This is a genomic window from Colwellia sp. F1 (genome assembly GCF_056238625.1).
The window spans coordinates 1-13,354 of sequence record NZ_JBWDLI010000009.1 but is presented as its reverse complement, the minus strand read 5'-3'; the positions used below and the strand labels follow the sequence as shown (position 1 = coordinate 13,354).

Annotated in this window: 8 protein-coding genes; 3 read left to right on the top strand and 5 right to left on the bottom strand. The window is 38.5% G+C overall.

Translation table 11 applies throughout. The annotated features are described in order from the left end of the window. Positions 1-40 precede the first annotated feature (40 nt). From hflD to AC0UA9_RS09920, 3 genes are all read right to left on the bottom strand, one after another. The gene (hflD, locus tag AC0UA9_RS09930) at positions 41-682 is read right to left on the bottom strand and encodes a high frequency lysogenization protein HflD (protein ID WP_475659633.1); all 642 of its coding nucleotides are present in this window, start codon (positions 680-682) and stop codon (positions 41-43) included. Positions 683-741: 59 nt separating this feature from the next. Beyond that, positions 742-1,833, bottom strand: a complete 1,092-nt coding sequence (gene mnmA, locus AC0UA9_RS09925) for a tRNA 2-thiouridine(34) synthase MnmA (protein ID WP_475659882.1) — start codon at positions 1,831-1,833, stop codon at positions 742-744. Between the two features lie 220 nt (positions 1,834-2,053). Further along, positions 2,054-2,674: a pseudouridine synthase gene (locus AC0UA9_RS09920; protein WP_475659632.1), complete on the bottom strand. Its 621-nt coding sequence runs from the start codon at positions 2,672-2,674 to the stop codon at positions 2,054-2,056. Between the two features lie 162 nt (positions 2,675-2,836). Between AC0UA9_RS09920 and AC0UA9_RS09915 the strand changes: the two genes are divergently transcribed. Beyond that, on the top strand, positions 2,837-5,068 hold the full coding sequence (locus AC0UA9_RS09915; RefSeq protein ID WP_475659631.1) for an NADP-dependent isocitrate dehydrogenase: 2,232 nt from the start codon (positions 2,837-2,839) through the stop codon (positions 5,066-5,068). A 197-nt stretch (positions 5,069-5,265) separates the two neighbouring features. Beyond that, on the top strand, positions 5,266-6,567 hold the full coding sequence (locus AC0UA9_RS09910; protein WP_475659630.1) for a DEAD/DEAH box helicase: 1,302 nt from the start codon (positions 5,266-5,268) through the stop codon (positions 6,565-6,567). A gap of 78 nt (positions 6,568-6,645) precedes the next feature. Here AC0UA9_RS09910 and AC0UA9_RS09905 read toward each other — a convergent pair whose 3' ends face one another. Beyond that, positions 6,646-7,536, bottom strand: a complete 891-nt coding sequence (locus AC0UA9_RS09905) for a GGDEF domain-containing protein (RefSeq protein WP_475659629.1) — start codon at positions 7,534-7,536, stop codon at positions 6,646-6,648. A gap of 269 nt (positions 7,537-7,805) precedes the next feature. On the opposite strand from AC0UA9_RS09905, the gene AC0UA9_RS09900 reads away from it, so the two are divergent. Next, complete coding sequence (locus tag AC0UA9_RS09900) at positions 7,806-9,779, top strand: monovalent cation:proton antiporter family protein (protein ID WP_475659628.1); 1,974 nt, start codon at positions 7,806-7,808, stop codon at positions 9,777-9,779. 1,233 nt (positions 9,780-11,012) lie between these two features. Here AC0UA9_RS09900 and AC0UA9_RS09895 read toward each other — a convergent pair. After that, positions 11,013-12,926, bottom strand: coding sequence for a methyl-accepting chemotaxis protein (locus tag AC0UA9_RS09895; protein ID WP_475659626.1), 1,914 nt, complete (start codon positions 12,924-12,926; stop codon positions 11,013-11,015). Positions 12,927-13,354 lie beyond the last annotated feature (428 nt).

The following is a 13,354-nucleotide window of genomic DNA, read 5'->3' as shown; positions in this document are numbered from 1 at the left end:
TATGTGATGAACATGTAGTCAAGGTACTGCTATTAATAGCTCACAGGGTATTTAAATATTGTTGGGCTATTTTTACTATTTTACTTCGATTAAAAAATATATTTCTGCGCTTACCGCCCACTTGGCGCCACAATACTGTGGCGCGTATACCAGCAAGGAGTAATGCTCTAATTTTGTGCTGGTTAGCGGTTTGTTTTAATATGCTTGGCTCACCCGTTACTTGAATAGGGGCACCTAAAGGGCTGATAATATCACTGTAAATACTGGCAAAGCTTGCAATTAGGGTGTCACTGGTAATACTGTAATGTTCTATTTGCCTTTTGCTGTCTTCAATACGTGCACCTAAACTGGCCAAGTTTTTGGGCTTTTTGGCAAGTTTTCGTTCAAGGTTAATTAAACTAAGAATATAGCGCGTTAGCTCAGGATCTTTGCTTTTATTACCTTCTCGGCTGCTATGAGTGTTGTTTGTATCACCTAAGTGACTAACTAATAGCTGTAACCCTTTTTTTACATTTGTTAATTCACCGCCAAATACGTCTAAGGTATTGTTGGGTGAGGTTACGGTAATAGTATGCATTGTTAAAGCAAGTTCATTTTCGTCTATTTGCCCCTTACGAGACACTTGCTGGACAAAATAAGCGGCCTGAAAAATAGCGGCTAAGGTTATTGTTTGGTCATTCATTTATGTTCTAATTACAGTAGTAAGTTATGAGTATTGGGTTGCTAGTGTTTAGCCAAATATTAGCGAATAAGTGTGTTGATAATACCACCACCAAGGCAAACATCACCTTGATAAAACACGACGGACTGACCCGGTGTAACTGAACTTTGCGGCTCGTTGAAGTCAACTTTATATTGTAAACTGTTATCATCTGAGCTTTCAGTGTTGGGCGCTAATGCCGTAACTGTGCAGGCGACATCATCTTGCCTATAACGGGTTTTTACTGTACATGAAAGGGGACCCGTTAATGGTTGACGGTTTACCCAGTGTAATTGATTGGCAATTAACCCTTTTGAGAAGAGACGGGGGTGGTTATGTCCCTGTCCAACAACCAATACATTGCGTAGTAAATCTTTCTCTACTACATACCAAGGCTCTTCGCCTGCGTTAGCTAAACCACCTATACGTAAACCTTTACGTTGCCCTAAGGTATGGTACATTAAGCCGTCATGATGACCGATAGCCTCACCTTCGGCAGACTCAATGATGCCAGGTTGTGCGGGCAAGTATTGCCCTAAAAAGTCTTTAAACTTGCGCTCACCAATAAAGCAAATACCAGTGCTGTCTTTTTTATTGTGGGTCACTAACCCAGCTTTTTCAGCAATAGCACGTACTTGCGGCTTTTCAATAGCCCCAACTGGAAACAAAGTGTGCGACAGCTGCTTTTCATCTAAGGTATATAAGAAGTAACTTTGATCCTTATTATTGTCTAAACCGCGAACCATGGTCCAATGGCCATTGGTTAGCCGGCGTTGTACATAATGACCTGTAGCAATATAATCAGCACCTAAATCTTCACACGCAAACTCTAAGAAGGCTTTGAATTTTATTTCTTTGTTACACATGATGTCAGGGTTTGGTGTTCTACCGGCTTTATATTCTGCTAAAAAATATTCAAATACGTTATCCCAATATTCAGTGGCAAAATTAATGGTGTGTAATTTAATTTGTAATTTGTCACAAATTGCTTGTGCATCTTCTAAATCTTGTGCCGCAGCGCAGTATTCATCAGTGTCATCTTCTTCCCAGTTTTTCATGAACAAGCCTTCCACTTGATAACCTTGTTCTAATAATAAATAGGCAGATACAGAAGAGTCGACACCACCAGACATACCAACAATCACTTTGATGTCTTGTGGTGAGGTGTGTTCAGGTGTACTGTTTTTTGGAACTTGAAGCTCGTTGGCCATGGAAAAAACTCTTACCTTGAAAAATAATAATAGATATAACCTTGAAAAAGACGTCTTAACAAAGGTTTAAAAAATGCGCAGTATTATAACACGCTCATTATCGTGATTAAATAGGTAGTTTAATCACGAACACTTAATCGCATTAATCAATAACCTTATATGCGCCATTATCAATATTACTTATTGTCCATTGGCCAATAGAGAAACGTATTAAGCGCAGCGTCGGAAAGCCTATGTTAGCTGTCATTCGCCTTACTTGGCGATTACGTCCCTCTGTAATTGTTATTTCAAGCCAGGTAGTAGGAATGTTAGCGCGCTCTCTGATGGGAGGATTACGCTGCCATAGGTTAGGAGGTTCCATTAACTTTACTTTCGCCGGTAAAGTTTTACCGTCTTTAAGCATTACACCACTACGCAGTTTAGCTAAGTCGCTGTGTGTAGGGCTGCCTTCTACTTGAACCCAATAGGTTTTGGCTGTTTTATTTTTTGGGTTGGTTATTTTGTGCTGTAACTTTCCGTCATTTGTTAGTACTAATAAACCTTCGCTATCCCTATCTAAACGGCCTGCGGCATAGACATTGTTGATAGGAATATAGTCTTTTAATGTTTTTCGTTGCTGTTGGCCTTGGTGCTTTTCATCGGTAAATTGACATAAAACATCAAAAGGCTTGTTAAATAGCACAACCTTACGCTTATTTTTCTCTGGTCGTACCTCTTTGCGTCGTTTTACTCTATAGCCTGTAGGGCCGTTGTTGTTGCTCATTTTGACCTTGTTTCAGTGGTGGTAACGAAATAGCAGCAGGTGCTTAGCTATATTAATACGTTGTGAATTATTATATTATATCGCGCGATAAATACATGTTAAATATTAACGATTAGCCTTTGAATTAGCTAATCGACTCAAGTTAAATAAAGTAGGAAACTCATGAGCACTGATAACTCAAAAATTATTTATACTATTACCGATGAGGCACCAGCCTTAGCAACTTATTCATTATTACCTATTATTCAAGCCTATACCGCCTCTTCTGGTATTAATGTTGAAACGCGCGATATTTCTTTAGCTGGTCGTGTGCTAGCTAGTTTTCCAAAATACTTAACAAAAGAGCAGCGCATTAATGATGCTTTAGCTGAATTAGGGGAAATGGTAAGTGACCCTAGCGCTAACATTATTAAGTTACCAAATATAAGTGCTTCAGTTCCACAATTACAAGCAGTAATTAAAGAACTACAAGCAAAAGGGTATGCAGTACCAAACTACCCAGAAGAAGCACAAAACGAAGCAGAGAAATCCATCAAGTATACCTATGACAAAATTAAAGGTAGTGCGGTAAACCCAGTGCTTCGTGAAGGTAACTCAGATCGACGTGCGCCAGCTTCAGTAAAACAATATGCGCGCAAAAACCCGCATTCAATGGGCGCTTGGTCAAGTGAATCGGCTTCACATGTAGCGAGCATGACAAGTGGTGACTTTTACGACTCTGAGCAATCTACCACAATTAATTATGCAACCAATGCCAAGATTGAATTTGTTGCCCCAGACGGCAGTGTGAAAGTTTTAAAAGATAACTTAGCTTTATTAACGGGTGAAATTATTGATTCATCAGTTTTAAGTAAGTCAGCATTAGTTGAGTTTTATCAACAAGCTATTGAAGATGCTAAAAAAGAAGATGTGTTATTGTCTTTGCACTTAAAAGCAACCATGATGAAAGTATCAGACCCGGTTATTTTTGGCCATGCTGTTAAAGTATTTTATGCAGATGTATTTGAAAAACATGCAGAAATATTTGAGCAATTAGGTGTTGATGCCAACAATGGTATTGGTGATGTTTATGGTAAAATTTCGCGTTTACCTGAAGCGCAAAAAGCTGAAATTGAAGCTGACTTAGCAGCAGTTTTTGCTAATCGTCCAGCGCTTGCTATGGTTGATTCAGACAAAGGCATTACTAACTTACATGTACCTAGCGATGTTATTATTGACGCTTCTATGCCTGCAACATTGCGCTCTTCTGGTCAAATGTGGGGGCCTGATGGTCAGTTAAAAGATACAAAAGCAATGATTCCTGATCGTTGTTATGCGGGTGTTTTTCAAGCTGTTTTTGATTTTTGTAAAAAACATGGTGCTTTCGATCCCACCACAATGGGCACAGTGCCGAATGTTGGCTTAATGGCACAAAAAGCAGAAGAATATGGTTCACACGATAAAACCTTTGTGATGGACGAAAAAGGTACAGTACGTGTGGTTGATGCGCTTGGCACAACGTTATTATCGCATGAAGTTGAAGCCGGTGATTTATGGCGTATGTGTCAAGCGAAAGATTTACCTATTCAAGACTGGGTAAAATTAGCGATAACACGTGCGAAAGCATCAGGTATGCCAGCTGTTTTCTGGTTAGACGAAAACCGTGCCCATGACAGAGAAATGATCAAAAAGGTTAATGCTTACTTAGCTAACTACGACACTACCGGCTTAGATATTAGAATCCTTAACCCAATTGATGCGTGTAACTTTACATTAGAGCGTCTTTTAAAAGGTGAAGACACAATTTCGGTAACAGGTAACGTTTTACGTGACTATTTAACGGATTTATTCCCAATTTTAGAGTTAGGCACGAGTGCAAAAATGCTGTCTATTGTACCTCTAATGAATGGTGGTGGTTTATTTGAAACGGGTGCCGGTGGTAGTGCTCCGAAACATGTGCAACAGTTTGAAAAAGAAAACCACTTACGTTGGGACTCATTAGGTGAGTTTTTAGCATTAGCAGCTTCTTTAGAGCACCTAAGCGTAACAACGGGCAATGCGAAAGCACAGGTTTTAGCCGACACCTTAGATAAAGCAACCGGTGAGTTTTTAGATAGCAACAAATCACCATCACGTAAAGTAGGTGAATTAGACAACCGTGGTAGTCATTTTTACCTTGCTATGTACTGGGCAAAAGCTTTAGCCGAGCAAACAAGTGACGGCGAGCTAAAAACAGCCTTTACTGGTGTTGCTCAAGCTTTAGTTAAGCAAGAAGAAAAAATCGTTGGCGAATTAAATGGTGCACAAGGTCCAGCCATGGATATTGGCGGCTACTACTTTGCTGACCCAGCGAAAGCTGAAAAAGCAATGCGCTCTAGCGATACTTTAAATAATATTTTGTCGGCGCTTTTATAAAGCTCGACTTTTGCAGTGTAATTATTAGCTTTTACCGCTAGTAATTAATGTAATACAACCCTAACAATGCATAATTGTTAGGGTTTTTTTTGATTATTTTATAATGGTGTGGATATTTACAAACTGTATTATGCGTTAGCACAGTATCAGTATATAATTCGCAACCTTATTTTGTGTTTAGTTTTGTTAGGTGATGTATGAGTGTTGATGCTATTGGTTTATCGGCCAATTTATTAAAAGCGGTTAAAGAATGTGGTTATAAAAACTTAACGCCCATTCAACAACAGGCGATCCCTATTATTCGCTCAGGTAGTGATTTATTAGCAAGCGCACAAACCGGAACCGGAAAAACTGCCGCTTTTAGTTTACCGATATTAGACGCGCTAGCAAAAAACGCATCAACCCTTGATAATTACACGGGACGAAACATACAAGCATTAGTGCTAACGCCCACGCGAGAATTAGCAGCACAAGTAGCTGAGAATATGACGGCGTATAGCCAGTTTTTACCGTTAAAAGTTGGGGTAATTTATGGTGGCGGTAAAATGGCATCACAAACTAACTTGTTAAAACAAGGGGTAGATGTTTTGGTGGCAACACCTGGACGATTATTAGAGCACTTGAATTTACGTCATGTAAATTTATCGCAAGTACAGTACCTTGTGCTTGATGAAGCAGATCGCATGTTAGATATGGGCTTTCTAGCAGATATTGAAAAACTAAGCTTAGCAGTGAAACAAAAGCATCAAACCTTGATGTTTTCAGCAACCTACTCAAACAAAGTTAAATCACTTGCTAAATCATTACTCACAACACCAAAAACGTTAGGAGTTGCCAAGCAAAACTCCACATCAGGAAAAGTAAAACAGTCTGTTTATTGGGTAAGTGAAGCAAGGAAACGTGAATTATTGTCAGAGTTAATCGGGGTTAATAATTGGCAGCAAGTGCTTGTTTTTGCTGGTACCAAAGACAGCGCTAATACGCTTGCAAAAGAGTTAAAACTGGATGGCATAAAAGCAGCGCTGTGCCATGGTGATAAAACGCAAGGAGCACGAAATAAAGCCCTTAGTGACTTTAGTGAAGGTAAGGTGAGGGTGCTTGTTGCAACCGACGTTGCAGCACGTGGATTAGACATTGAAAATTTAGCTTATGTGGTTAATTTCCATTTACCGTTTTTGGCTGAAGACTATGTACATCGTGTTGGCCGAACAGGCCGTGCGGGTAAGTCGGGCACTGCTATTTCATTAGTAAGCCCTAAAGATGAACGTTTTCTAGAAAATATAGAAGCACTGATTGAGCGTCGCTTTGAACGAATTATTGTGCCCGGTTATGAACTAAAGCAAGACGAAACACTAGCCCATCAGCAAAAAAATATAAAACGGGCGAGCAAAAATCGATACCGAGCAAATCAGGATAAAAATCAAGCGCTTAAAAAGAAAAAGCAAATGCCTCGCACAGCGAATAAAAAGTACAATACAAAAATAAAAAAGAAACGATAAAGTTACGCTAAAAAGCTTTATGTAAAAGTATATAAAGCTTTTTTATTCATTAATGAAGTCAAACTAAACTCAATTAATTTACACTATACTCAAACATTTTTGGCTGCTTATTTTATCACGATATAGCGCTTGATCAGCGCGTTCAAAAAAGCTACGTTCGCTGTCAGCTCTGTTCATAAAGGCCGTTCCTAAGCTACAGTTCACTTCATATTTAGACAAAACAATATTGCTTTTTAAATAATCGTTAATTCTTTGTTGTATAATATCTAAAGCGTTATCACTCGCGTTTTCCACAATAATGGCAAATTCATCCCCGCCAAAGCGAAAAATGCTATCAGAGTCACGAACACAAGAACGTAAAATAGTGGCAAACTGAATCAATACCTCATCGCCCGTATTATGGCCATAAGTGTCGTTAATCGCCTTAAATTTATTTAAATCACCTAATACTAAACCAACCTGAACATGGTGGCGGTTAGCATTGTGCATTGCCCGCTTAAGTTGTTCATCAAAATATCTCCGGTTACCGAGTTCCGTTAAAGGGTCTTGGCGAGCAAGTTGTATTGCTTGATGGTATTGCAAGGCGTTGTTCAGGGGGTAGAGTAGTACTTTATGAATGCGTTGTAAGTCTTTGTAGTGCTGCATACTTGTTGGCTGCTCAATACTGTAGCTTAGCGTACCAAGAAATACATCATTCAACTTAAGTTCAAACAGACGTTCATTCTTTGCTTTACGACTACCGCGCAATGTTTTACTAACCGTTTTGCTTTTAAAGTATAAACCTGAAAATTTTATGTAACGAGCGGCTTCCATAGCAAAAATCTCAAGTAACTTGTCTAATGAAAGTGTTGTTTGAAGTTGCTCTAATAAACTTGATTTATTATTAGTGGTCATCTTATTGTTGCCCGTTAATACATTCAGTGTATTAAAGGTAGGAACACTACTTTCAAGTATATTCAATGTTTGCATACTTCCGCCTCTTAAAGTGTAAGTAGATGAATTTATTATTACTTGCTTTAGTTAAGCAAGAATCACTCCAAAGTAAGAGTATCTTCTTCAACTCCATTAATTAAGTCTTTATTTTTCATCTAAGCTATTGATATAGCTGGATATAAAATTAATGGTAGATAATTTTTATTGAGTGTTTAGCAATCGTTCGTGTATTATAAAGCCATACCTGTCAGTAAGTTGGCGGCAAAAAATTGTCATGTGGCAATAGGTTAATTATTTTTTAAGGAATGCATGTGAGCGGTTATTTTGAAATATTAGCCATATTATTTAGCGCAGTGCTTATTGTTTGGTTATTTCGTCGTTTAAATTTACCGGCAATTCTGGCTTATTTAGTGGCTGGAATGCTAGTAGGTGAACATGGTTTAAGCCTAGCTCACGGGCAATTAGACTATGACCATTTTGCTGAACTTGGTATTGTATTTTTACTATTCACTTTAGGTTTAGAGTTTTCACTTCCGCGTTTAATGGCGATGCGGCATCTGGTTTTAGCTGTTGGTAGTTTACAAGTGACCATATCTCTGCTGGTGTTTATGGCCGCAAGCATGTTGTTAGGGCTTAGTTTTGCGTCGGCGTTTGTTGTGGGCAGTATTCTTACTTTGTCATCTACTGCCATTGTTATTCGGCAGTTAAGCGAAACAGGCGCAATGAAGCGAAAATCTGGGCAATTGTCTGTTGCTATTCTGTTATTCCAAGATGTTGCAGTTGTGCCATTTTTAATTATTATTCCCATGCTGGCAGTTGAAGGTGACACATCAATGGCATTAACGCTTGTTATTGCTATGCTAAAAGGCGTTGTAGTAGTTAGCCTGCTATTGTTTGTTGGTAAATGGTTGTTACCTAAAATATTTACCACAATTGCTAGTGTACGTTCCGATGAGCTTTTTGTTTTAACCACATTGTTAGTTACCTTGTTAGCTTCAGCTTTAACGCAATGGTTTGGCTTATCTATGGCATTAGGCGCATTTTTAGCGGGAATGATGCTAGGAGAAAGCCAGTACAAGCACCAGTTAGAAGCCGCCATTAGGCCGTACCGAGATATTTTATTAGGACTGTTTTTTATTACCGTTGGTATGAAGCTAGATATGGGGTTGTTATTGTCTTCCCCTTTAAGCCTACTTGCGATAATGATCGCCTTTATGTTAACTAAAATTATTATTATTAAGGTGTTAGCACGTCGGGCAGGGATGTTGTCTAAAGATGCCTGGGCCTCAGGGCTAATGCTTGCACAAATGGGCGAGTTTGGTTTTGTGCTTATTGCCCTAGCCAACCAAGTGCAGCTATTACCAAGCAATGTTTCATCTATGCTTTTAGGTGCAGGCGTATTGAGTATGGCTATTACGCCATATATGGTTGATAACGCCCGCACTTGGTCTATTTTTTTGAGTCAAGAAAAAACAGACCAAACTCATGACCTAGAACAGTTGGCTGATAATAAAAGCTTAAAAGACCATGTTATTATTTGTGGGTTTGGCCGAATAGGACAAACTGTAAGCCGGTTTTTAAAACAAGAGTCAATTGACTTTATCGCCATTGATATTGACCCATTACGTACACGTAATGCACGTGAAGCAGGTGAAAATGTGTTATTTGGCTCTTCAAGAAAAACTGAGCTGTTAAACGCTGCTTACCTATCACAAGCAAAGCTTGTGGTTATTTCATTTGGCGAAGATAAACAGTCAATAGAGGTTATTGAAAAAGTACGATCTTTATCGCCGAATGTCCCTATTTTAGTACGCACACGCAACAATGATCATTTAGAAATGTTACAAAAAGCCGGTGCTAATGAAGTGATACCGGAAAGTTTAGAAGGCAGTTTAATGTTAGTTTCTCATGTCTTGTCATTGACGGGAGTTCCTTTTGCTAAAATTGTACGCAGAGTACAAAAAGAACGTAAAAACCAATACAACCATTTATATGGCATTTTTCAGGGAGAAGACACAGACATGAGCTCTGAAGGTGTTGAGAAAGTTGAATTTGTTCATGCTATTTTTATTGACGCCAACTCATTCAGTTGCGGAAAAAGTATCGGGTCCTTACATTTAGAAGAGCAGCATGTAGCTGTAATCTCTTTAAAACGCGGCGACAATGAAACAGAAGCCCCCGACGATAGTACCTTGTTACATGCACAAGACACGTTGGTTGTACGTGGTAAGCCCAAACATGTTGAAGGAGCTGAGCGCTTTGTACAAGAAGGAACTTAGGGAATAACGCTGTTGAGCTATTTTCATGGGGGGATAACAAAGGTGGGACATCCTTAACAAAGGTGGGACATCCTTACTTTGTTGAAAAAAACAAACACTCCTATGTTGATATAACCGACAAAGATGGGACATCCATACTTTGTTGAAAAAACAAACACTCCTATGTTGATATAACAACACCGTAAGGAGTTTTCTGATGACCCAATCACGCCGCCAGCAAGTATCATTACAAGGTACCCGTTATTATCATCTAATCTCTCGTTGTGTTCCCCGTGCTTATTTTATGGTAAAGATGCTTACTCTTAGCAGCAAAAAAGTTTTAAACACTGTCGTCAATGGATGGAGGATAGAATTCGTTTCCTAACCATTATCACCTTGTGGTTAGGTTGATGAAGAAACGGCTTTAGGTTGGAGCGATGAAGAGGTGTACCAGCATTGGTTGGCGCTTTATCATAATCACCCGCTTGTTGAGTGGTGTCAACAAGGCAAGAGCAGTGGCGAGGCTGAAATAAAAGTAGCTTTAATCCTAATTGCTAAGTGGCGGCAGCGTCTGTGAAATTTATTTTAGTTAAACCATTTGCTCATAAACCGCTGCTTGGTTTTATTGGCAATGAAGTAAAGCAATGCACAAAAGGGATAGCTTTCTCCTTGTTACCTTACCTTGGTGCAAGAAACGGGTGAAACAATGAGGGCAGATAAAGCAGGTCACTTGGCAGTACAAGCTTTGCCAATACTGAACCAATTAGGCTTGTCTAGCGCGCAATGGTTAACGTGAGCACAACGGTTTGGTAAGCAATATCGTCAAGCGATTGGTACGGTTGATGAACTCAACACTTTTGCCATGCATACCAATACAAAATGGATAAGTGGACAGCGACAGCAAACCAGTGTGTTTGGTTAACATTAACTCACGTCAATTCCAGCTGAAAAACTTCTGTAAATCTAATTGCTACCTTGACTACAGCTAGCCTTGTCTGAAATTCAGCAAAAATGGCTGAACAAGTTGTAACTTGAGTAAATAAACTGAAAGTTAGTATTTTATTATGTTTTCTGTGTAATCAACAAAAATCTGTTTAGGTAAATCAATACTTGGAAAACTTGGGTGTCCCAAACTTTTCACTCCAAACTTTTCAGTTTCTAATTGTTTTCTTGGTAATCATCTAAAAAATTAAAGCTCCGATAACAGGTTATTTGTTAGCAGAGCTTTTGTTTATTAATATATGATTAAATTGATTATTTCAGTTTAAATCGACTAATAATTTGAGTGAGCTCGTTATTAACATTAGAGATTGAATCGGTTTCTCTTGCTATATCTTGACCAGAAGCGGTTAGCTCTTCAACAATAGTATGAATGTTACTAACTGATTCACTAATACCGTCAATTACACGACTTTGTTCGTTGGCAGATAATGAAATTTCACTACTGATCTGGTCAACTTGGTTAACTTCTTGAATTAAATTACTAGTACTTTCAGATATCTTATGGACGTCTGAGGCGGTATTTTGACTGGTATCCTTTGTTCTATTTATTGAGGTAACAACAGTATCAGCACCGGCTCTTAGCTTGCCAAGAGAGCTTTCAATTTCGCTTGTGCTTTCTTGGGTACGAGCAGCAAGGGCACGTACTTCATCAGCAACTACGGCAAAACCTCGACCTTGCTCACCGGCTCTTGCTGCTTCAATGGCAGCATTTAATGCAAGTAGGTTAGTTTGCTCGGCAATGCTTCCAATCACTGACAATACAGAGTTGATGTCTTTCGTTTCTTGGTTCATGTTTTCAACATTTTGTGCTGCACCATCAATTTCGCTTACTAATGTACTAATACTGTTTTGAGCACCATTGATGATAGTACGCGATGTTTCACCACGTTGGTTGGCACTGTTAACTAAGTTAGCCGCTTCAGTTGAGCTTGCAGCAACTTGTTGTGCTGAACAACTTAATTCTTGCATTGAAACAGCAACGGCATTGGTTTGATTAACATGCTCAGATAATACGTCGCGTGTTTTGTCTGTTTGTTGTTGTAACTCAACAACGCCAGTAGAAATACCATCAGTTAACGCTTCAATACGTAGCATGTTGTCTTGAAGACCCTCAATAAAGGTATTGATACCTTGCGCTATTTCACCTAAATCATCGTTAGAGTCAACGGCTAAGCGTTGGGTTAAATCTCGCTCACCACTAGCAAGGTTATTAATTACGTCTCGTAACTCTATTACTGGCTTGTATAGATAATTTAAAAACAGCACTAATATGATGCTCGATATGAATAGGATTAATAACATAGTGGTCATTAATGTAGACGTTTGTTTATTCACAGAAGCAAATGCGGTTTTACTGTCTAGCCCTATTACTAAGAACATTTTTGAATCGCCAATTAAATCGATGCGATTAGAAAATAATAAGGTTTCTTTACCGTCAATTTTTGTTTCACTCATGCTCTTTGCTTGTGAAAGAATATCTGAGGCAAAGCCAGAAAAAGCAGGAGTTTGTGATAGGTTACTTTTTACTGTGGCGTATTCAGATGTTGACGCTAAGATCATGCCGTTTTCATCAACAATAACACCAACAGCACCATCCATAATATCGACGCCTTCAAGTACTTCTTGTAATTGACCTAAACGAATGTCAGCAAAAACTAAACCGCCGTTAATAGGGAAAGTCGCACCAAACATTGGTACATTTTCTTTAGTAAAGAATATATCGCTAAGCACTAATCCAGAGCCAGCCATACCTTTTTTGTACCAAGCACGAGTTCTTGGGTCATATTTAGACTTAATACCAATACCGCCAGGGAAAGTCGCTGACGAAGGTTTAGATACAAAAGAGCTGCCATCTTCAAAGGCAATAGTCACTTTAGTAACGCCACTACTAATAGCGGCTATTTCAGCTACTTTTTCATGACCTGTTTGGTAATCATATTTTTTATAAAGCTCCGCAATCGCTTTTGCTGGCTCAGAGTTTTTCATGATGTATGAGTTAATGACATCAGACTCAGCTGAAATGGCGCCTTCAACACGTTTGATTAAATCATCTACAGCATTTTGTTTTAGTAAGCTGTAAGAAAAAAGACTAGTTATTAATAATGCAATAACGAGTAAGCAGGTAATAACTAAAATTAATGATTTTTTAAACCCCAAATACTTCATAGGTTACCTTCATGTGGTTATGGTTTTTTGAATAAAATCTAGGTTGTTTTGTTAAGAACAAAACCGATTTATAATACATATTGTGAATATAGCTAAGGCTATTTACAAGTTATATCTTGCATGTAGCTTGGTATGAAAAGCTAAGACATCAACATGCCATAAAAGAAAGTTACTAACCTTGTAGTTATCTTTATATACCTTAATCGGCATAATTGTTTTTATCTTTAATAAATTGTTATATATAAGTGTGTTGGGTGAATTATTTGATCATTAATTTACAATGAAACAAAATTGGACATCTATGTTTTGTTGAAAAAATAAACACTCTAGACTATGTTGATATAACAGCAATGTAAGGAGTTTTATGATGACCCAATCACGCCGCCAGCAAGTATCATTACAAGATACCCGTTATTATCACCTAATCT